General features: G+C 66.9%; 16 protein-coding genes and 1 tRNA gene. 6 read left to right on the plus strand and 11 right to left on the minus strand.

The annotated features are described in order from the left end of the window. Window positions 1-30: 30 nt before the first annotated feature. The 9 genes from O6Y00_RS13340 to O6Y00_RS13380 form a co-directional block, all read right to left on the minus strand. Window positions 31-1467 carry a deoxyribodipyrimidine photo-lyase gene (locus tag O6Y00_RS13340; RefSeq protein ID WP_353443089.1) on the minus strand — a complete coding sequence of 479 codons (1437 nt, stop codon included), beginning with the start codon at window positions 1465-1467 and terminating at the stop codon, window positions 31-33. Between the two features lie 74 nt (window positions 1468-1541). Beyond that, window positions 1542-2051, minus strand: a complete 510-nt coding sequence (locus O6Y00_RS13345) for a DUF427 domain-containing protein (RefSeq protein WP_353443090.1) — start codon at window positions 2049-2051, stop codon at window positions 1542-1544. Further along, on the minus strand, window positions 2048-2407 hold the full coding sequence (locus O6Y00_RS13350) for a thiol-disulfide oxidoreductase DCC family protein (protein WP_353443091.1): 360 nt from the start codon (window positions 2405-2407) through the stop codon (window positions 2048-2050). Before O6Y00_RS13350 ends, O6Y00_RS13345 begins: the two co-directional genes overlap by 4 nt. Continuing rightward, on the minus strand, window positions 2404-2952 hold the full coding sequence (locus O6Y00_RS13355; RefSeq protein WP_353443092.1) for a TspO/MBR family protein: 549 nt from the start codon (window positions 2950-2952) through the stop codon (window positions 2404-2406). Before O6Y00_RS13355 ends, O6Y00_RS13350 begins: the two co-directional genes overlap by 4 nt. Before the next feature lie 108 nt (window positions 2953-3060). Continuing rightward, window positions 3061-4572, minus strand: coding sequence for a S10 family peptidase (locus O6Y00_RS13360; protein ID WP_353443093.1), 1512 nt, complete (start codon window positions 4570-4572; stop codon window positions 3061-3063). Continuing rightward, on the minus strand, window positions 4569-6407 hold the full coding sequence (locus O6Y00_RS13365; RefSeq protein WP_353443094.1) for a DUF885 domain-containing protein: 1839 nt from the start codon (window positions 6405-6407) through the stop codon (window positions 4569-4571). The genes O6Y00_RS13360 and O6Y00_RS13365 overlap by 4 nt, the downstream gene beginning before the upstream one ends. Before the next feature lie 151 nt (window positions 6408-6558). After that, entirely contained in the window at window positions 6559-6720 is a 162-nt protein-coding gene (locus O6Y00_RS13370) for a hypothetical protein (protein WP_353443095.1), read from the minus strand. Window positions 6721-6777: 57 nt separating this feature from the next. After that, complete coding sequence (locus tag O6Y00_RS13375; protein WP_353443096.1) at window positions 6778-10983, minus strand: SIR2 family protein; 4206 nt, start codon at window positions 10981-10983, stop codon at window positions 6778-6780. Between the two features lie 545 nt (window positions 10984-11528). Continuing rightward, a tRNA-Gly gene (locus tag O6Y00_RS13380) sits at window positions 11529-11603 on the minus strand. 165 nt (window positions 11604-11768) lie between these two features. On the opposite strand from O6Y00_RS13380, the gene O6Y00_RS13385 reads away from it, so the two are divergent. The 6 genes from O6Y00_RS13385 to O6Y00_RS13410 all read left to right on the plus strand — a co-directional run bounded on the left by O6Y00_RS13385 (window position 11769) and on the right by O6Y00_RS13410 (window position 19666). Beyond that, window positions 11769-12563 (plus strand): ImuA family protein, encoded by a 795-nt coding sequence (locus O6Y00_RS13385; RefSeq protein WP_353443097.1) that lies wholly within the window; start codon window positions 11769-11771, stop codon window positions 12561-12563. Continuing rightward, entirely contained in the window at window positions 12532-14001 is a 1470-nt protein-coding gene (locus O6Y00_RS13390; RefSeq protein WP_353443098.1) for a Y-family DNA polymerase, read from the plus strand. Before O6Y00_RS13385 ends, O6Y00_RS13390 begins: the two co-directional genes overlap by 32 nt. A gap of 13 nt (window positions 14002-14014) precedes the next feature. Further along, window positions 14015-17545: an error-prone DNA polymerase gene (locus tag O6Y00_RS13395; RefSeq protein ID WP_353443099.1), complete on the plus strand. Its 3531-nt coding sequence runs from the start codon at window positions 14015-14017 to the stop codon at window positions 17543-17545. 392 nt (window positions 17546-17937) lie between these two features. Continuing rightward, entirely contained in the window at window positions 17938-18834 is an 897-nt protein-coding gene (locus O6Y00_RS13400; RefSeq protein ID WP_353443336.1) for a tetratricopeptide repeat protein, read from the plus strand. Then, entirely contained in the window at window positions 18831-19487 is a 657-nt protein-coding gene (locus O6Y00_RS13405; protein WP_353443100.1) for an LON peptidase substrate-binding domain-containing protein, read from the plus strand. Before O6Y00_RS13400 ends, O6Y00_RS13405 begins: the two co-directional genes overlap by 4 nt. Next, window positions 19484-19666 (plus strand): Trm112 family protein, encoded by a 183-nt coding sequence (locus O6Y00_RS13410; RefSeq protein WP_353443101.1) that lies wholly within the window; start codon window positions 19484-19486, stop codon window positions 19664-19666. Before O6Y00_RS13405 ends, O6Y00_RS13410 begins: the two co-directional genes overlap by 4 nt. A gap of 130 nt (window positions 19667-19796) precedes the next feature. On the opposite strand, the gene O6Y00_RS13415 is transcribed toward O6Y00_RS13410, so the two are convergent. Both O6Y00_RS13415 and O6Y00_RS13420 read right to left on the minus strand, forming a co-directional pair. After that, a complete protein-coding gene (locus O6Y00_RS13415; protein ID WP_353443102.1) occupies window positions 19797-20189 on the minus strand; it encodes a hypothetical protein in 393 nt (130 codons plus the stop codon). Further along, complete coding sequence (locus O6Y00_RS13420; RefSeq protein WP_353443103.1) at window positions 20179-20988, minus strand: eCIS core domain-containing protein; 810 nt, start codon at window positions 20986-20988, stop codon at window positions 20179-20181. Before O6Y00_RS13420 ends, O6Y00_RS13415 begins: the two co-directional genes overlap by 11 nt. Window positions 20989-21038: the final 50 nt, after the last annotated feature.

The following is a 21038-nucleotide window of genomic DNA, read 5'->3' on the forward strand; positions in this document are numbered from 1 at the left end:
GATCATCGGCACGGGACCGCAGTCTGTTCGTCAGTCCCGCAGGTAGCGCTCACGTGGGACGTCGGCGGGGACGGTGACGGCCGGTACGGGTCGCGAGGCGGCCCTGGCGAGCCAGGCGTCGCCGCCGTCGCGCGCGCGAGTCGAGCCATCGCCGCGGGTCGCGACACGGCCATAGACCGGGCGTTCGCAATCGCCGGGTGCGCCGCCGAACATCGCCGCGATATTGCCGTAGGTCGACGGGTCGCGGCCATCCAGGCTCAGCCGATCGTTGAGATAGCAGGCGGTCGCCCAGGCGGTCTCGGGATCGGGGGTCATCGCGATGATCCGCTTCGCCCAGTACATTCTGAGGTTGTTGTGCATCCATCCGAAGCGGAGGAACTGGCGCTGGCAGGCGTTCCAGCTCTGGTCGCGCGTCTCGCCGCGCAGCAGCGATGCCAGGCTCTCGATATCCGGCCGCGGGTCGTCCGCATGGTCCGCCAGCGTCGCCCGCGCCCAGCCGGCGACACGGTCGTAGCGCTCGGGCGCCGCCAGTCCGCGCGCTTGATACTGGAACCATTCGCGCCAGCCGAGCAGTTCGTCGGCGAACTTGGTGGCGTGTCGCGCCCCGACCTGTCCCCCGCCCTTTCCTCCGCCCCCGCCCCCCGACTGCGCGGCCGCGACCGCCCGCATCACCTCGCGCGGGCCGAGCACGCCGAAATGCAGATAGGGCGACAGGCCGCTCGCGCCCTCGCGCCGGGTCGCGTCGTTGCGCGTCGTGGCATAGCCGGGCAGGACGTCGCGGATCAGCCGCTGCAACCGCGCCTCGGCCGCCCCGCGCCCGGCAGGAAAGGCCGGGCTCGGCGGCAGGCTGTGGTCGATATCGAGCGTCGCGATTAGCGCGTCGAGGTCGCCATCGAGCGAGTCCGGCGTGAACGGCAGCGCGGCGTCGTAGGGGGCGATCTTGGCCTGTTCGTCCTCGGCATCGATCCACGCCGCCCGCGCGGGTTCGTGACGACCCAGGAACCCCGACCGGCCTGCGATGCCGTCCCCCAGCACCGTGGGCGGCACCAGGCAGGCGGCGTCGACCGCGTAGACGGGGATCGTGATCCGCGACGCGACGCGCTCGCTCTGCCAGCGGGCGACGAAGGTCGGTTGATCCTCCAGCACCAGTGCCGCAGCGTCGGCGCCCAGGCGGTAGACGAGCCCCTTTTCGCGGTGACCGTCGCGGTCGACATGCCGGACGCAGGCGAGGCCGCGTTCGCGACAGCCGGCCGCGAGATCCCGGCTGGCGCCGAGGATGAACTGGTGCAGCCGGTCCGACGCGTAAGGATAATCCTCGCGCACGCCGTGATAGACCAGCACCGGCAAGCCCAGCGCATTGCCGAGCCGGACCGCGGCGTCGATCACCGGGTTGTCCCGCGCGCGCAACGCCTGCTGGAGCCAGCACAGCACGTATCGCGCGTCGGTGACGATCGGGCGATCGTTCATCGCGCGGACGCGGGGCGCCTCGCGCCAGTCGGCGAGAGCGTGAGGCAGCGCAAGGCCGGGGGGCAGCGAGCCGCTCACCATCCCATACTGCCCGGTATGCCCTTGAACGGACCGGCGAGGTCGGACGTGATCCACCCGCCGTAGAAGCCGCCCGGCTGCGGCCGCACGCGCTCGCCATCCACCGTGCACAGGTCGAACGGACCGGCGTAGAATGCGAGGTGATCGCGCAGCATGGCAAAGGCGGGGGTCGGGTTGGGATAACTCCAGGCGACGTCGGCGAACGTGGCACCACCGACCTCGATATGCCAGTATCGCGCCTCGCCCTTCCATTCGCAGAACGAGCGGCGGGTCGATCGGCGGAGCACCCCGGGTGCTATGGCGTCCGGCGGGATGTACCAGCTTGGCGGGTGACTCGTCTCGATCGTGCGGACCGCGGCACGGGTCTCGGCCACGGTGATGCCCGCATGGACGATGCGGATGTGCCGGTCGCTTCGCTCGGCGATCGCGGGGCGGGGATAGCGCCAGACGCTCTCCTGTCCCGGCCCTACTGGATCGGGCGCGACCGGATCGGGTTGCGGTCTCATGCCTGCGCTTCCTGCTTGCCGAACCAGCGTTGCAGGCGCGGCCGGACCTTGAGGAACCGCAGATACGCGCGCTCGAGCAGACCGAGCACCGGGCGATGCCGCGCCAGCAGGCCGATCGGCCGCAGCACCGGGATCGCGCGCCACATCGCGGCGAACGCCGCCGCACCGGACAGCAGCGTGCCGTCCTCCATCGCATGAAACCGCGCCAGCAGTTCGGAGCGATCGAGCGGGCAGTCCGCCGCGCCGGTGGCATCGACGAAATTGATCCGGCCACGCCGATCGAGCCGTCGCATGATCGCGATCTCGCGCCGGCAGAGCGGACAGTTCCCGTCGTGCCAGACGGTCACGCGGCTCATCGCCCATCGGCCGGATTGTCGCGCCAGATGCGTTCGGCGAGCAGCGTGGCGAAACCTAACCAGGCGACGAACGGCACGCCGGCCGCGGCCGCGGGCCGGTCGACCTGGGCGGCGGTCGCGACATAGGCTGCGCCGGTCGCCACCATCGCGCCCGAGGCCACCGCGCTCGCGCCTAGCTGGCGCTTGCGGAAGAACAGCTGCGTCCAGCCGCCGACCATCGCCGTGTTCAGCAGCCAGAGCCCGACGGCGGCGTCGCGCGTCGGGCCGGACGGCGCGCGCAGCAGCCGGTATCCGCCGACTGCCAACCCGGTCTCCAGCACCGGCCAGACCGCTCCGAATGCCGCATCGGGCGGGGTGAAGCCCGGTTTGTCGAGCCGACGGTACCAGCGCCGAATTCCGGGATGCGTGCGGTCGGGCGCATTGCGGCGGCCGACCACGGCACTGACGCCGAGCACCACGCCGATCGTGGCCAGCGCGGCGAGCGGCGAAAGGCCTTTGGCAACAGGCGTCTGGGTGATGTTCGCGCGCGACGTGGTTTCAATCATCCGGCAACTCCGCGGACAGGAACGTCCATGCCGCTACAGCGAGTCACGCGCCACAGCGTTCCACGCAGCGCCGCCGGCATGGAATCACCGGATCGGCAGGTTCGGCCGCTACCGCGCGTAGATCGCCCGCGCGTCGCGCTTGAACGCCGCGCCGCTGTCCTCGCGGCTGTAGAACATGTGCCCGCCCGGATAGACGTTGAGCTTCACGCGCTCCGCCGCGCCAAAACTCGGCATCTGGTCGACGATCAGGCGGGAGGCGAAGAACGGGCAGGACAGGTCGTCCCAGCCGTGGACGATCATCACCGCCATCTTCGGATCGTTGGCGATCGCTTTGCGCAGGTCGGTGACAGGCGTGTCGTCGGGCTTGCCGCGATCCCATGCCGAATTCACTTCGTACGACAGCGCATGATAGCGCGCGTCGGTCTTCCACCCAACGACGCGGGTGACGAAATCGACCATCGCGCTGGTCGTCGGCGCGATCAGCGCGTCGAGGATCGGGTCGTTCGACTGGCGCTGCGCGGACCACGGGAAGGGATCGAACGCGGTAACGTTCGAGTCGTAGACGCTGCCGATCGTCCCGTCGGCGCGGTGGATCTCGCGCAGGAACGTGGCCGAATCGACCCGCCCGCCCATCTTCTGCACCAGCGCCGGATCGAGCCCGGTCAGGCGGCTGACGTTGGTGACGAGCCGCGACACCGCCTGCGGATCGGTCCGCCCGCGCAGCAGGTCGGTTGCGAAGGCGCCACGGGTGTACGCCTCGACGTCGACCATCGCCGCGGGGGTCAGTTGATGCTGTTGCTCGAGATGCGCCGCCGCCATCGACGGGAGGTCGATCATCCACGGCAGCGGCGACAACGCGGTCGCACCGTCGCCCGACGCGGGATCGAGATACGGCGAGACCATGACGATCCCGTTGACCCCGACGCCGATCTGCGACTGGAGTTCGTACGCGATCCGCGGCGCGCGATAGCCGCCATAGCTTTCGCCCATCACGTATTTGGGCGATCGCAACCGCCCGGCCTTCACGAGCCAGTCGTAGACCACTTTCGACAGGTATTTGATGTCGGGATCGTTGGCGTAGAACGCCTTCTTGGTCTTGTCCTCGTCGACCAGGCTGCGACTGAAGCCGGTGCCGACCGGATCGATGAAGACGAGATCGGTAAAGTCGAGCCAGCTGTTGGGATTGTCGGTGGTGATCGGCGCGTCGGACGGCGCGTTGCCCTGTGCGCCGAACTGGACGCGCTTGGGGCCGACCGCGCCGAGGTTGAGATACACCGACGATGCGCCGGGTCCGCCGTTGAACGCGAACGTCACCGGGCGGTTTGTAGCGCCTTCGCCCTTATCGGAGCCCGTGGCGACATAGGACGTGTAGACGACCTGGCCGATCTCCTTGCCCTTGTCGTCGCGCACCGAGATCGTGCCGATGGTGGCATCGTAGGCGATGCTCCGGCCGCCGATCGACGCCGACTGGCGCACCGTCTTGTCGGCGGGCAGCGGCGGGAACTTGACCTCGTCGTCGACCTTCTTCTCGACGGTCGAGGTCTCCTTCTTCTCCTGTGCCGCGATCGGTGCGGCGAGCAGGCACGTTGCGGCGAATGCAGTGACGAAGCGCGCGATCACTTGGCCGCACCACCGCCAGCGGCGATCCAGGCGTCGATCTTGCGTTCGAGCACCGGCATCGGCAGCGAGCCGGTATCGAGCACCTGCGCATGGAAATCACGCGGATCGAACTTCGCGCCGAGCGCGGCCTGCGCCTTGGCCTTGGTCCGCGCGATCGTCAGCTGGCCGATCTTGTAGGCGAGCGCCTGCCCCGGAATCGCGATGTAACGCTCGACCTCGGCGGTCGCATCGGTCCGCGCCATCGGCGAATTGGCGAGCATGTAGTCGATCGCCTGGTCGCGCGTCCAACCCTTGGCGTGGATGCCGCTGTCGACCACCAGCCGCATCGCACGGAGCATCTCGTCGTTCAGCCCGCCCATCCGCTGATACGGATCGGTCTCCATCCCGAGTTCCTTCCACAGGCTCTCGGCATACAGCGCCCAGCCCTCGACGTACGCGGTGTTGCCACCGAACCGCATGAAGGCCGGGAGCGCGGTGTTTTCCTGCGCGAGGCTGATCTGGAAATGATGCCCCGGCACGCCCTCATGCAGGAACAGCGTCTCCATCTCCCACATGTAGCGCGAGGGCAGGTCGTAGGTATTGTAGTAGAACACGCCGGGCCGCGATCCGTCCGGCGTACCGCCCTGATACGAGCCGCCTGCCTCGGTCTTCTCCTTGAACGCAGGAACCGGGCGGATTTCGAGCGTGGTCTTCGGCGTCAGCGAGAATTGCTCGGGGATACGCTGATAGATGCGCTTTTCGATCGCCCGATAGCCGTCACGCAACTGATCGACCGACGCCGGCTGGAACTGCTTGTCGGTACGCAGGAAGGTGAAGAACGCCGGCAGATCGCCCTTGAACCCGACCGCCTGCTTCTGCGCCTCCATGCCCTTCAGGATGCGCGCCACTTCGGAGAGGCCCAGTTGATGGACTTGCTCGGCGGTCATCGGCAGCGTCGTGCTCTGCCGGATCAGATAGGTGTAATACGCGTCACCGCCAGGCAGCGCCGACAGCCCGACCGTGTCGCGCGCGACCGGCAGGTACGTCTTGGCGAGGAAGTCGCGCATCCGCTGGTGCGCGGGTGTGATGACGTCGCGGATCTGCTTCGCATAGGCCGCCTTCAGGCGCGCCTGGTCGGCGGCGGAGATCGTCGCGGGGAAGGTCTTCACGGGGCCGTAGAAGGTCGACCCCTCGACGCCTTCGGCGATGAGATTGTCGAACTCCTGGATCATGTTGGTGACGACCAGCTTGGGCTGGACGATCTTGTCGCTCATGCCCTGACGGAACCGCCCGATCGCGCGATCGAGCACCGCGGCATATTGCGCATTGCGCTTCAGATTGTTCTCGTAGTCGACGAGCGTCTTGAACGGCGCGCCGCCCTTGCCCGACGCGAGATCCGGATAGAAGGTCTGGAACCCGTTGAAATGATCGATCGGCAGGTCGCGCTGGACCTTGAGGATCGCCGGCGCATAGCCCGCCAGATCGGTCTCGTTGCGGGTCTTGAAAACATCATAGGCGATCTGGTCAGTCGCGGTCAGCCTGGTGCGATCGATCGTCTTCAGCGCGGCCAGGTTATGGTCGATCGCCGCGCGTTCGGCGGCGAGATACGCGTCGGTCAGATAGTCGCCGAGCCGGTCGGCATAGCGCAGGTCGCCGCGGAAAATGCCCTCGATCGGATTGCGCTTCAGGCTCGCCTCGTCGCTGTCGTAGAACAGTCGCTTGAGCCGCGCATCGTCCGCGCTCTCGCCGGGTTGCGCGGTCGGCGGCGGCAGCGCCTGCGCGGTCGCGGTGGCAGAGACCGTAGCTGCGGCGAGCGTAGTGGACAGTAGAGCGGCAATGACCAGTTTGACGGACAACAGGCGTTCCTTCGATGCGATGGCACGTGCGTAGGATGCGGTGCGAACCCTCGCAAGCACCCGTGTTCACATGCCCCCCGTCAGGGCCTTATCCGCCGCCCGACACGCCAGGCAGCCGCCATCCCGCGTGCTGCGTCCTGCGTGCTGCGTGCTACGCGCCCCGCGCCGGCAGACCGTCCGCGGCAGTGCAGCCCGACGCCGCTATCGTGCCGATATCGAAACGATACCGGTCCTTCACGAAACAGACGTGGTCAACCGGCTCCCCGAACACCGCCACGGTCCCCTCGACCGCAAATCCGTACATGCCGATCATCCTGTCGCGCCCCCGGGCAATGCGCTGGGGGTGCATCCAGATCGCGATGGGCTCGGGTCATTGGTCGCCGCGTTTTGCCGGCGCCGGGGTCGCCTCGTGCGCGCGGGCGCGCTGGACGCGTTCGACGATCCGCTGATAGCCGATCCGCGTCGCCAGGCTCAACGCCCGGTCCAACAGCGCGTTGCCCGATTTCGGATCGCCGCGCTGGATCAGGATGTCGCCAATCTGCACCCTCAACGACAGCTTGTGGAGGCTGTGGCCGAACCGGCAGGCGACCGCGAGCGCATCGGTCGCGTGTTTCAAGGCGGCATCGAACTCCCCGCTGTGCAGCATCATCCGGGAGAGGCTCGATCCGGCCTCGATCCGCACGCGATAGGAATCGGTCAGCGCGGCGTAGCGCACCGCCCGGTTGATGTCGCCCAGCGCTTCGCGTCGCTCGGTGAGCGCGTCCGGCCCGCGGTGTCGGACGTGATCGGCGCGCAGCAGACGCGCGCGATACGACATATCGACCTGGTGCGCGGCATCGGCCGCGGCGATCGCGATCTCGATCTGCCGGATGCTGTCGTCCTGATCCTTGCCGAAGCGGCGCAGCGAAGCATAATGCCGCTGGAACAACGCATAGGCGCGCCGCTCCCCCATCCGCCGGAGCACCGAAATGCTGCGTACGTACAGCCCCTCCGCCGTCTTGATATGACCGCGGTGCTGCGCGATCAGTCCGCGATAGCCGGTGACGAGGCCGGTCATCAGGATCTCCTCGCTGGTGTAATCTTCGCTCAGACAGTCGTCGATATAGCCGTCCTGTCCGCCATAGCGCGCGAGGATCGCCGCAGTCCGGCTGGTGCTGCCGACGACGCCACTCGGCGCCGGGTGCCGCCAGACGGCATGGTCGATCGAGGCCTCGATATCGTCGAGCCGGCCTTCGGCGGTCGGCAACCGCCCGCGTTCGATGAGCACGCCGACCAGATTGAGCGTGATCCGCCGCCAATTGTGACCGTGATGGCTGAACTCGACACCCTTCGCGTTGGCGTCGAGCGCGAGGATCAGCGAACGCCGTGCGCCGTAAAGATCGCCTTGCGCGAGCTTCACCACCCCGCGCTCGTTGTGCAGCCACACCAGATCGTCGGGATAGAGTGGTTCGGCACCCATCGCCTTGATGTCGGCCGTGCTGCGGTTTTGCGTGTGCGCCTGCTCGCGCGCGCTCGCGATCGTGCCGAACCCTCGCAACAGACGGTCGAGGCGATCGGCATGCTCGGTCAGCGCGCCATCGCGCGTTTCGGTCACCAACCGGTCGTTCAGATCGAGCGAGAGCAAGTTGCTGGTCGAATAATAGCCGCGGATAACCGCCAGCGCCGCGCGCAGACACGACACGCTACGCGGGCTGCACAGGCTGGCGAACTCGTCCGACGTGATCGGTGCGTGCAACGGCGCGCCGGTGATGGCGTCGATATTGGCGGTGGTCAGCTTTACGTCCTGCCAACTGGTCGGCCTGCCACAGGGCGCATCGCGCCACGCGCCGATCAGCCGGTCGACGAGCTGGCCGAGCTCGTCGTGGAATTGCGGCTCGGGCATGTAGTCGTCGGCCGGCTGCGCGGCGAAGAGCGACATGTTGAAGGTGCTCGACAGCTTGGCTTCCGAGAGCGGGATGCCGTGCCGTTCGCGCATTTCCGTGGCGAGCGCACGGTGCAGCCCGAAACGGGTGGCGTCCGAAACCATCAGCGACGGGACTGCGCCCTGACATGCGCCGGTGATATGGCTTTCGGCGTCGAACGACGTGACCGCGATGACCAGGCCAAGCGCATGCAGCATGGTCATGTGGGCCTTCAGCACGGCCCCTCCATCTTGCCCAGCCTGCCCCGCCTGCCGCCGCAGCAAGGCCGCGATCTTGGGAACATGGTACAAGGTCACGGTTTCGGTCGGCCAGCCGATGAACGCCATCGCGCGCAAAATCTCGAGCGCGATCGTCGCATCGAGCAGCGGATCGTCGCTGCAGGCCGCCTCGAGCGCATGGGGCGACAGATAGGCGGCGAAAAAAGCGCGCCTGACGGTCTCGCGCCCGAACCCTTCGGCATCAGCCATCTTGGCATGGGCCGCCAGGTCGATAGCGATCGTCTTCGCTTCGAACGCGCCGCGGATACCGTCGAGATATTTCGACGCGAGCGCCCGGTTCGGCAGTGTCGCCGGCGCGACGGCGGACGCGGTGTCGGCCCCGCTCAACAGCGTCGTCGCCACGCCGAGCGACCGGAAGTAGCGCCGGACCCGGTCCGTCCCGAGCAGGAGCCAGCGGACCTTTTCGTCCCCCGCATCGCCTTCGTCCCCCGCATCGCCTTTGCCCCCCGCATCGCCGCGTCTGTCGCGCTGCAGGACCGAACGGAGCAGATGATCGAACTCGGCGCTGAGCGGCGTACCCTCGACGCCGAAGAAGCGGTCGATCCCGTTCAGCACGATCAGCACATCGGTCTTGGTCCGGAACACGCTGCCGCGCGCGAACAGCAACTCGCGGCTTTCGGACGAGCCCGCCAGGCCGGCACGCGTCTTGAGGAATTCGGCAATACCCGAAAGCAGCGCGTCGCTATCGTAGCTGAAGCCGACATTCACCAGCAGGCGATCGCATTTTCGCGTCGTGGCGAACTGCCACGGCCCCAAGGTGGCAACGTCGTGCTGGACGATCCATTCCGCGAGCAGGCCACGTCCGAACCCCGGAGCGGCGATGCCCACCATCACATGGTCGGACGTCGTTGCGGCGGACTGCGGCGGCTCGACCCGGCGGAAGCTTAGTTCGGTCCGCGGCTTGCCCTGGTCGACCTCGCCCGTCGACGGCGTGAAGAAATGCCCCAGCGCCCGCGCCGCGAGTCGTGGCGTGCCCCATAGCCGCACCGGCTGGTCGCACGTCGCCTGGGCCCGGGCGGCGATCGATCGCCATGCCTTGCCGTTGCGCGAACTGAGCAATCCGACCTTGGCGGTCGTGTCGGGCAGGCCCTCGATCATCGCGTGCAGCGCATCGAGTTTCAGCGCGCGTATCTCGCGATCGATCGCCGCGCCGTCGGCACCTTGCGCCTTCCCTTTTTGGACCAGGGCCTTGAACTTCCGGCGGAACTCGACCGGTCCACCAGGGCCTTCTTCGCCCCGCTCCGGCCACACCAGATCCTCGTCGAAAATCACGAAGACGCCGAGCCGCTGGAGGAAATCCAGCCGCTTCATCCGCATTTCCCTCGCCAGCACCTCCGGTCTGGTGGTGTCGTCGATGAATTCGGTGGTGTTCCACAGCAGGAAGGCGGGCGTGCTGCGCCGATACGGGCTGTCGCTGACGAATTCCTGGAGCGTCGCGTTGATCTCGGTTTCGTTCATGCCCAGCCCGACGAACAGCACCGGGTTGCCCGCAAACAGCGCGCGCAGTCCGTGTTCGAACGGATTCTTCGACAGATCGTCTCGCCGGTAGAGGCGGTCGTAATCGCGGATATCGACGAGCATCGAGTCGGGCTGGTCGGCGCGGCCATGAAGATGGAGAACGTGCCGATCGATCTCGCTCGACCCGATCGCGAATTCGAGCAGCCGGTCCGGTCGTTCGCGATCCAGCCAGTCGCTCTCGACGGATATTCCATCGCTCCGCACGCGAGTCAGGCGCTTGAGCTGGTCGCACGATACCGCACGCTGCTCCTCGGGCGGTCCGGTGAAGTCCATGAAACCAAGCATTCGCGGCCGTAGCGCGTCGCCCCCATCGCGTAGCGCGGCCGCCGCCTGCGTTTCGGAAAGCGTCAGTTCGGCGCGTTCCTCGCGGGTCAGCATGAGCGCGCGTTCGAGTTCGAGATCGTAATTGAGCGTGACGAAGCGCGTGATCCCCAGCCTGTCGATCAGCGGAGCCAGCGCCGACGCCTTGCCCTGCGCGCGGACCTGAACATCGGGTGCGCGAAACCGGGCCGCGAAGTGTTCGTCGAAATCGGCGCGCGGCAACATCCGCGTCTCGCCCGTCCGACCCGCCTCGCGCGTCAGTCCGGCAGCGACGAACATCGCGCCGATCGCGGAAAAGGCTTCGCGGATAATGTTGAAATGGACGCGTGGATCGATGCCCCACCCGCCATTCGCCAGAATTTTCAACGCCGCGACATGGTCGTCGATACTGTCGAAATATTGCGCGACCTGCCGCTCGGTCTCGCCCTTCAGCGTAAGAAAATCTTTGCTGAAGGCCGCTTTCACCGCTTCTGCGACGATGGCAAACTCACGACACATCTCCTGCCAGGAGAAATACCCCAGCGCTTCGGTACTCATCGAGCCGGTCATTGCCACCAGCCTGCCATCGCGCAAGCTTCTTACCATTTCGCGTAAACCACGTTCGCGCAACTTGCGATCATCGAACAAATATCGTTTGATATAGGTGTATGGCGTACTCACGCTATGACTACCCCCTCCTGCGCCACGTGTTCGATCTATTGGCGTGATGACGGCGTAGCTTGATACGCATTTCGGGAAGACTGCAAATTATCGCTGCCTGATGGTCCATTACGGATACGCTTGTCGCGTCGATGCCACCGATACGCATGTCGGCCCGAGGTATTCCGAAGCCGAAGATGCACCACGCCAGCGACCTGTCATGGCGGTGCGGTCCTACCTGCACCATTTGCAGCGTGCAGCGCGTGGTCGGCGCCGTTCAGCGAACCCTATCGATGATAGCTAAGCACAAGCTAGAACCGTCGTTCGAAGGGAATTCTTCAAAACGGTGACAGGGGGCGGGAATCCGGGCGAAACTAAATTCGAGAGTTTCGCGGAAAAGGTCGGCGCGATCGGCGCTAACCTACTGGTTTTCGTAAGAAAACTGGAGCGGGCGAAGGGATTCGAACCCTCGACCCCAACCTTGGCAAGGTTGTGCTCTACCCCTGAGCTACGCCCGCTCTGGCGCCTATGTCTCCGGTCTGAAGCGACACGGTGACTGGGTGAGGCGCGCTGTTAGCCCGGTGTTTCGGGGACGGCAAGCGCCTTTTCGACATTCGCGTGAATTTCGACGCAAACGAGATTCCGCTTGGCGACTCCGGTACTAGAACATTACAAGAACAGTTGTGAACGAGTCGTCCGCCCTGATCGCCCGCCTGAAGCGGATCGCCACGACCGGGATGCCGACCCAGGGGGATGGCCGGCCCGACGATGCCTGGCTGACGCAGGGTATGGCGAAGGCGCAGTTGCACGAGATTTTCGCGAGCGTCGACGATTCGGCGAGCGGCGCGGGGTTCGCGGTCGCGACGCTGCTGGCGGCGCGCGCGGCGCCGGTGATGTGGCTCAGGACCGAGGCGAGCGAGCGGCAGGGCGGGCGCTTGCACGCGACCGGGCTGGTCGAGATGGGGCTCGACGTGACCGCGCTGGTGCTCGGGCTGGTCGACGACGAGGCGAGTTTGCTGCGTGCTGCCGCCGACGCCGCGCGCTGCCACGGGCTCGGTACGCTGGTGATGGAATCCTGGGGCCGCGCACCGGGGATCGACCTGACCGCGACGCGGCGGCTGATGCTGGCGGCCGAAGCCTCGGGCGTGACGATACTTAATCTGCGCGTCGGTGCCGAACCGGTGCCGAGTGCGGCCGCGTCGCGCTGGCGGGTCGCCGCGTGTCGCTCGCGACCGCTGGAAGCCGACGCACCGGGCAAACCTGCCTTCGACATCGAATTGCTGCGTCGACGCGGAGGCCAGGCCGGGCTCCGCTGGCGCGTGGAGTGGAACCGTGACGCGCACATCTTCGACCAAACCGCCTTCGACAAGACCGTCGAGTTCGGGGATTCCGAGACGCTATCTGGCGCTAGTGTTCCCGTGGTTGCCGATCGAGCGACTGCGGACGATGCGCCCGCATCTGTTCGTCGGACGGGCTGAGACGCCGATCGCGTTCGTCGAGACGGTGTCGGGTGGAGTCCGGCTGAAGGCGCTCGACCGCGAGGCGATGCGCGCGGGGCTCGTTCCCGGCCTGACGCTGGCCGATGCGCGCGCGCAGGTACCGGAACTCGAGGTCTACGAGCACGACGCGCATGCCGATCACGAATGGCTCGAGCGGCTCGCGGACGGGTGCCAGCGCTACACGCCGTCGGTCGCGCTCGACGAGCCCGACGGGCTGATCCTCGATATAGCCGGCTGCGTGCACGAGTTCGAGGGCGAGCGGCGCTTGGCGGCCGATCTCGAGGAACGCCTCGCGCGGCGCGGGCTGCTGGTGCGGCATGCGTTCGGCGACACACCCGACACGGCGCGGGCGCTCGCGCGCTATGCGGGGGCACCGGCTCCGGATGAAAAGCGTGCGGTGAAGCGGTTGCCGGTGGCGGCGCTGGGCCTCGACGAGGATGCGACCACTGCCTTGTCGCGCGCGGGGCTGAAGACGGTCGGCGACGTGATGGCGCGGCCGCTCGCGACGATCGCCGCGCGGTTCGGCGAGGAAGCGGCGATGATGATCCGCCGGCTCGACGGCAGCGTGAAGGGGCCGATCGTCGCGCGGCGGACGGTGCCCAAGATCGGTGTCGAACGGCGCTTCGCCGAACCGATCGCGCGCACGGAATATGCGCTGGAGGTGATCGCGGAACTCGCCGCCGAAGCCGCAGAACAACTGGCCGAACGCCACGAAGGCGGGCGTCGATGGGAAGTGCGGCTGTTCCGTGCCGACGGGCTGGTCCAGCGGCTCAGGATCGAGACTGGCCAGCCGATACGCGACGTCGCGCTCTTGATGCGGCTGTTCCGCGAACGGATCGACAGCCTCGCCGACCCGCTCGATCCGGGGTTCGGCTATGATCTGGTCCGATTGGACGTGGCGCTCGCCGAGCGGCTCGATGCGTCGCAATTGAAGCTGGAGGGCGGCGAGGCGCAGAAGGGAGACGTCGCGCAGCTCGTCGACCAGCTCGGTACGCGGCTGGGTCGGGCACGCGTGCGCCGGTTTTCAGCCCGCGACAGTCATATTCCCGAACAGGCCGAGCTGATGCTGCCCGCCGCCGAGGCCCCAGCCCCGACGCCCTGGATCGCGCCTGAAACCGGTGAACCGCCGCTCCGGCCGATCTACCTGTTCGATCCGCCGCAGCCGATCGAATCGATGATGGCCGAGGTCCCCGACGGCCCGCCGCACCGGTTCCGCTGGCGTCGCACCGTCCACGACGTGGCGCACAGCGAAGGGCCGGAGCGGATCGCGGGCGAATGGTGGCGGCGCCAGGATATCCCGACGCGCGATTACTACCGGATCGAGGACCGCCGCGGCCGCCGCTTCTGGATCTTCCGCCACGGCCTGTACACCGAGATGGAAGCGCCGCGCTGGTACCTCCACGGCGTCTTCGCGTGAGCAGAGCGACGCCATGACCGGGTTCGCGGAACTCGTCGCCGCGACCAATTTCTCGTTCCTCGACGGCGCGAGCGATGCCGGCGCGATGGTCGGCCGCGCGGTGCAGCTGAAGCTCTGCGGAATCGGCATCGCCGACCGCAACACCGTCGCCGGCGTGGTCCGCGCGCATCTGGCGTTGAAGAAGGCCGAAGACGCGCTGCTCGGAATGGCGATGCCGCCGGTCGATTTCCGGCTGGTGGTCGGCGCGCGACTGGTGTTCGAGGACGGCACGCCGGACATCGTCGCCTACCCCGCGACGCGGCACGGCTGGGGGCGGCTGACTCGCTTGCTGACGGTCGGCAACCGTCGCGCCGAAAAGGGCGGGTGCATTCTCGGGCTCGGCGACCTGATCGCGCATCACGCCGACCTGCTGCTGGTGGTGATGCCCGAGAGCAGCGCGCGCGGCGCGACGCCGGTGTCGCCGCTGCCGGAGGGGGATGCCCTGCCCGAACGACGCCTGCCAGAACACCGGACGCGCGATCTGGCGACGGTCTTGCGCGCGGTCAGGCGGCTGGGGGCGGAGTCTGTGTGGCTGGGCGTGACGATGCCGCGCGGCGGCCGCGATCGGCGACGGCTGGCGCGGCTCGGTCGGATCGCGGATGCGGCGGGTGTGCCCGTGCTGGCGACCACCGATGCGCTCTATGCCTATCCCGACGACCGCGACCTGCACGATATCGTCACCTGCATCCGCGAGCGGACGACGATCCACAAGGCGGGGCGGCGGCTCGCAGCGAATGGCGAGCGGCATCTGAAGCCCGAAGAGGAGATCGCCCGGCTGTTCCGCGACCGTCCCGACGCGGTCGCGCAGAGCGCAAGGCTGTTATCGCGGATCGCCTTCACGCTTGAGGATCTGAAATACGAATATCCACATGAGCCAGTGCCGGAAGGTTGGACTGCGCAGGACTGGCTCGAACACCTCGTCCTTGAGGCGGCGCGGGCGAAATACCCGGACGGCATCCCTGCAAAAATGCACACGCTGCTCGACGAGGAATTTCCGCTGATCCGCGAACGGAACTACGCCTATTATTTCCTGACCGTGCACGACATCGTCCGGTTCGCGAGGAGCTGCGATCCGCCGATCCTGTGCCAGGGACGCGGGTCGGCGGCCAATTCGGTGGTGTGCTATCTGCTCGGCGTCACGTCGGTGGATCCGATGAAATACGACCTGCTGTTCTCACGGTTCGTGTCGAGCGAGCGCGACGAGCCGCCGGACATCGACGTCGATTTCGAGCATGAGCGGCGCGAGGAGGTGATGCAGTACATCTACCGCCGTTATGGTCGCGACCGCGCCGCGATCGCCGCGACCGTCATCCATTATCGCCCGAAGAGCACGGTGCGCGAGGTCGGCAAGGCGCTCGGCCTGACCGAGGACGTGACGCAGCGGCTGACCAGCACGGTATGGGGCAGTTTCTCGAGCCGGTTCCAGGAACAGCGCTTTGCCGAGACCGGGTTCGACGTCGACAATCCCGAGATCGCGCGGCTGCGCGAGATGGTCGACCGGCTGCTCGAATTCCCACGCCATCTGTCGCAGCATGTCGGCGGGTTCGTGCTCACGCAGGGGCGGCTCGACGAGATGGTGCCGATCCACAACGGCGCGATGGACGAGCGCACGTTCATCGAATGGGACAAGGACGATATCAACGCGCTCGGGCTGATGAAGGTCGACATCCTCGCGCTCGGCATGCTGACGTGTATCCGCAAGGCGTTCGACCTGATGCGCGCGCATGGCCACGGCGATCACCTGCTCGATACGATCGCGGTCGCCGAGGATCCGCGCGTGTACGACATGCTGTGCAAGGGCGACAGCATCGGCGTGTTCCAGGTCGAGAGCCGCGCACAGATCAACATGCTGCCGCGGCTCAAACCGCGCGTGCTGTACGATCTGGTCGTGCAGGTTGCGATCGTCCGGCCGGGCCCGATCGAGGGCGACATGGTGCACCCGTATCTCCGGCGGCGGAGCGGCAAGGAGAAGGTCGAGTTTCCTTCACCCGATCCGAAATTCGGGCCGCCCGACGAATTGCAGCAACTGCTTCGCTTCACCTACGGCGTGCCGCTGTTCCAGGAACAGGCGATGAAGCTGGCGATCGTCGCGGCGGGGTTCACGCCGAACGAGGCGAACCAGTTGCGCAAGTCGATGGCGACGTTCCGCAAGGTCGGGGGCATGGACAATTTCCAGGCCAAGCTGGTCGGCGGGATGGTCGCGCGGGGCTATCAGGCAGAGTTCGCCGAGCGCTGTTTCAAGCAGATCGAGGGGTTCGGATCGTACGGCTTCCCCGAGAGCCATGCGCTGTCGTTCGCCCGCCTCGTCTATGTGTCGTCGTGGATCAAATGCTTCCATCCCGCGGTGTTCTGCTGCGCGTTGCTCAATTCTCAGCCGATGGGGTTCTACGCGCCGGCGCAGCTGGTGCGCGATGCGGTCGAGCACGGGGTGACGGTGCTGCCGGTCGATGTGAACGCGAGCGGATGGGATAACAGTCTATCCTCCCCGGCACGGGGAGGGGGACCGCGCGAAGCGGGGTGGAGGGGGGCTTCCGCGGACGTATCGCTTGCGGGGATCCCTGTTACGGGCGGCGCGTTCGCAGTTGCTACTCTTCCGAGCGGGACGTTTGCGGCGCCCCCCCTCCACCATCCTGCGGATGGTCCCCCTCCCCGTGCCGGGGAGGATCTGCGGCTCGGATTTCGGCAAGTGGACGGGTTTCGGAAGGATTGGGCGGACGAGATCGCCAGCGCCAGGGCGGGCGCGCCGTTCGCGAGTATCGAGGACCTCGCGCGGCGCGCGAACCTCCCGCAGCGGGCGATGAACCTGCTCGCCGATGCCGACGCGTTCCGCTCGGTCGCAAAGGAGCGCCGCGAGGCGTTGTGGGACGTCCGCCGGACGCCACCCAAGCAACTCGCGCTGTTTGCGGCGGCAGAGGTGCCCGAGCTTGGCGCGGAGCCCGACGCGCATCTGCCGGCGATGCCGCTCTCCGAACAGGTGGCGGCGGATTACCAGACGACGCGGTTGTCGCTGAAGGCGCATCCGATGTCGTTCCTCCGCGCGCGCTTTGCTGCCGAGGGAGTCCTGTCGAGCGCGCAGGCCAACGCGACCAAGGACGGGCGGCGCGCGAAGGTTGCGGGTGTCGTCCTGGTCCGCCAGCGCCCCGGCAAGGGCAATGCGATCTTCGTGACGATCGAGGACGAGACCGGTGTCACCAACGGGCTGATGTGGGCGCGCGATTTCGAGGCGAACCGCCGCGCGGTGATGGCGTCGCGACTGATGGTGCTGGAGGGCGTGATCCAGCGCAGCGAGGAAGGCGTCACGCACCTGATGACGTCGCGGGTGCAGGATCGCACCGAGATGCTGCGGCTGCTGTCGGAGGATCACGCGCTGGAGCCACCGCTCGCGCGCGTCGACGAAGTGATCCGCCCGGTCCTCACGCGCAGCCCGGACGCCCGCGCGCGCCACCCACGCGCCACGCACCCCCGCGACGTCCGCGTCCTCCCTAAGTCCCGCGACTTTCACTGACGACGGATCGCCGTTCGACCTCACGATCCTCCCCCGCCAGGGGGAGGTGGCTGGCGCTTGCCAGACGGAGGGGGAGGAAAGGAAAACCTCTGTTCCGTATCCGCCCCCTCCGTCGCCTTCGGCGCCCCCCCCCCCTTGCGGGGGAGGATCCGGTGCGATCCGCTGGCCGTGAGTTGCGCTCGCGAATAGTACCGCCGTTGCCCGGAGAGCGCAGTGGTCCTGGTTTGCCAAGCGCCTCGTTCCCGGCGGTGGAGCGCGTGACGGCTAGCCCCGTGTGACGATACCGCCCATTTGTCGTGCATACCTATCCATCCTAGAGGTGGCATTCACCGCCGCCGCCCCCCAGATAGCGCGCTAGAACCACACGGGAGTTGAACTTGGCCACGCTTGGAATGTCCCCCGCGGAGAAGGATGCCGTCGAGGCGTTCCGTCGCGACGTCGTCGAACCCTCGATGACCAGCCTCGTGATCATCGATTTCTGGGCGGAATGGTGCGGGCCGTGCAAGGCGCTGACGCCGACGCTGGAGAAGGTCGCCGCCGATTATGCCGACAAGGGCGTCGTGCTGGCCAAGGTCGATACCGACAAGAACCAGTTCATCGCCGCGCAATTCCAGATCAAGTCGATCCCGACCGTCTACGCGATGTTCCAGGGCCAGCTCGTCGCCGACATGACCAGCGCGCGTACCGAATCGCAGCTGCGCGTGATCCTCGACCAGTTGCTCAAGCAGCTGCCGATCGAAGCCGGCGCAACCGACGCGTCGCCTGACGTCGAGCCACTGATCGCGGTGGGCGAAGAGGCGCTGGCCGCGGGCGACGGCGAGCGCGCGCTCGGCATTTTCCGCGAGATCGCCGAGATCGCGCCCGAGCATCCGCAGGTCCATGCCGGCTTCGTCCGCGCGCTGGTCGCGACCGGGCAGCTCGACGAGGCAAGCGACTGGCTGGCGAACCTCGATCCGGCGATCGCCAAGGACCCGGCGATTACGCGCGCACAGGCGGCGCTTGCGCTCGCACAATCGGCCCCGCCGGTCGCGGACCTGTCGCCGCTGCTGGCTGCGGTCGAGGCGAACCCCGACGACCTGCAGGCCCGGTTCGCACTCGCCAATGGCCAGATGGCGGCGAACGACCGTGATGCCGCTGCCGACACGTTCCTCGGCATCATCGCCACCGAGCGCGACTGGAACGAGGGCGCGGCGCGGACGCAGTTGCTGAAACTGTTCGAGGTTGTCGGGCTCGAGGACTCGTGGGTGTCTGGACAGCGACGCCGCCTGTCTGCGATCCTGTTCGGATGACCACCGAGTCCGCCCCCCCGCGCGCCACCCCCCCGCGCGCTACCACGCGGCTGTCGATCTTCCCGTTGCCGGGGGCGCTGCTGTTCCCCGGCATGCACCTGCCGCTGCACATGTTCGAGCCGCGCTATCGGGCGATGATCAGCGACGCGATGGCGCGCGACCGGCGGATCGGGATGATCCAGCCGCGCGGCGGACCGCATGACGACGCGGATGCGCTGTACGACATCGGCTGCGTCGGCAAGATCGCCGAGGTCGAGGCGCTCGACGATGGGCGCTACAACGTCGTGCTGGAGGGAATCGCGCTGTTCCGGATCGTCCGCGAGTTGGACGTGACGACCGCGTTCCGCCAGGTCGAGGCCGAGTTGCTGCCGCTGATCGAGGATGATGCGTTATCGCTCGGGCGGCGCTCGTCGCTGGAGCTGGAGTCGCGTCGGTTCGCCGACATGCAGGGCTATGCGGTCGATTGGGATGCGGTCGGCCGACTCGACGACGAGAGCCTGGTCAACGGCATCGCGCAGATCGCACCGTTCGATGCCGCCGCGAAGCAGGCGTTGCTGGAAGCCCCGAACATCGAACACCGTGCCGAACTGATCATCCAGCTGATGCAATTTTTCGGCCGCCACGACGGCGACGAATCGGTGACGTTGCAGTGAGCGCGCTCGATCCTTGGCTGCTCGAACGCCTAGTCTGTCCGGTGACGCGCACGCCGCTGCAGTATGACGAGACAGCGCAGGAATTGATCTCGGAGGCGGCCGGTCTGGCCTATCCGATCCGCGACGGCGTGCCGGTCATGCTGATCGAGGAAGCGCGTCGGATCGACGGACGGACCTGATACTGTCCTGGAGTGGGAAGAAGGCGGACCGACTGGTGTGGAGCGCTGGTCCAAATCGCCGTGACGCACTCGAACGTGCAGCGCCAGGACCCGTCACGGACGACGCTGGTTCCCGTAACGAAGGCACGGATCAATCCAGTACCGTCAGGTCACCTTTCGGCGAAATGCTGAAATCACGCGTGAAGCTGAAGCCACTACCAGACATGCGGACCCTGTAGGGAACGCCCGCCCGCAGGGTTCGAGCGGGCGCCTCTTGTGCGAGCTCGGTGGTCTCGCGACCATAGCCGACCACCGAGACGCATTTGTCGGTGCGCAAGGCCGTTACCTGCCACACTGGCTCGGCGTCCTCGGGCTCGACCTGCGAAACGCTCGCCGTCTTGATGCAGACAGGCTCCTCGCGCTCCGAGGCGACGGCCGCAAAGCGGAGATCTCGCGCAGAACCGCTGACATCGACGCGTTCGACACCGATATTGCACGCTGCAAGAGCAAGAATCAGAAGTAAAGGCACAGGCTTAAAGTCCATAGATGCCGGTGCCTTTCAACCGGCGCTGCAGCGCCGCACGCTGGACCGCCAGCTTTGGATTGGTCGAGTGAAGGACGGTGTAATAGTCGCTTACCATTTCAGCCTGACCTTCAAGCATCTCGGCATTGAACTGGCGACGACGTTTGCCGTATTTATACATGTCACCGGCCTTGCCGCGCACGGTCGTCATGTCGACGCCATATCGGGCAGCGAATCGAGAATACCCCATCTCACGATACTGGATGGTGTGCATGACCTCATGCATCAACAGCGCGGCCCCCTCGGGTTTGGCCATGAGATCCTTCTTCGGCCAATTGGACGCTGGCCTGAGATAGATCGTATTGCCGATCGTGATCGCGGGATTACCGTTTTCGAATGCCGCGCGCGGAATCGCCGACAGGCCGGGTCCGTTGACGATACGCAGCAGGTCGGGTCGCGCACGGTAGCCGTACGCATCGGCGATCGCGAGCCGCTCCCGCACGGTCAGCGCACGGGCATCGGGACCACGCCAGCTGTCGGCGAGCATGTCCGCCAGATGATGGGGCAGACGAACCAGCATCTGCACGGCATCGAGCGCCAACTGAGCCGTATTCGTCACCACGCGGCGCGCGCCGTTGACGACCTCGCCGGCGAGCAAACCTGGAAGGGTCAGCGCGCGCTCGACAAAGGCCTGCTCCATCCGGGCAAGCGTGGCGGCGGCCGCGCGGCGAAAGGCTTCGAGAGGATCAGGGATCATCGTCCTATACCCTTTTCGCGTCGTTCTTGCAGGCATCGGCGATGTCAGCGCGACATCCGGCAAAGCCGAGACTAGTCAGGCTTCTGGCCCCACGCAACGCCCGTAACTGTCCA

The organism is Sphingomonas faeni (assembly GCF_040407565.1).
GTDB classification, from domain to species: Bacteria; Pseudomonadota; Alphaproteobacteria; order Sphingomonadales; family Sphingomonadaceae; genus Sphingomonas; species Sphingomonas faeni_F.

Coding starts and splice junctions, on each gene's coding strand:
- O6Y00_RS13340 (WP_353443089.1), bottom strand. CDS start 1,467: ATGAACGATCGCCCGATCGTCACCGACGCGCGATACGTGCTGTGCTGG.
- O6Y00_RS13345 (WP_353443090.1), bottom strand. CDS start 2,051: ATGAGACCGCAACCCGATCCGGTCGCGCCCGATCCAGTAGGGCCGGGA.
- O6Y00_RS13350 (WP_353443091.1), bottom strand. CDS start 2,407: ATGAGCCGCGTGACCGTCTGGCACGACGGGAACTGTCCGCTCTGCCGG.
- O6Y00_RS13355 (WP_353443092.1), bottom strand. CDS start 2,952: ATGATTGAAACCACGTCGCGCGCGAACATCACCCAGACGCCTGTTGCC.
- O6Y00_RS13370 (WP_353443095.1), bottom strand. CDS start 6,720: ATGATCGGCATGTACGGATTTGCGGTCGAGGGGACCGTGGCGGTGTTC.
- O6Y00_RS13375 (WP_353443096.1), bottom strand. CDS start 10,983: ATGAGTACCGAAGCGCTGGGGTATTTCTCCTGGCAGGAGATGTGTCGT.
- O6Y00_RS13390 (WP_353443098.1), top strand. CDS start 12,532: ATGCGCCCGCATCTGTTCGTCGGACGGGCTGAGACGCCGATCGCGTTC.
- O6Y00_RS13395 (WP_353443099.1), top strand. CDS start 14,015: ATGACCGGGTTCGCGGAACTCGTCGCCGCGACCAATTTCTCGTTCCTC.
- O6Y00_RS13400 (WP_353443336.1), top strand. CDS start 17,938: ATGTCCCCCGCGGAGAAGGATGCCGTCGAGGCGTTCCGTCGCGACGTC.
- O6Y00_RS13405 (WP_353443100.1), top strand. CDS start 18,831: ATGACCACCGAGTCCGCCCCCCCGCGCGCCACCCCCCCGCGCGCTACC.
- O6Y00_RS13415 (WP_353443102.1), bottom strand. CDS start 20,189: ATGGACTTTAAGCCTGTGCCTTTACTTCTGATTCTTGCTCTTGCAGCG.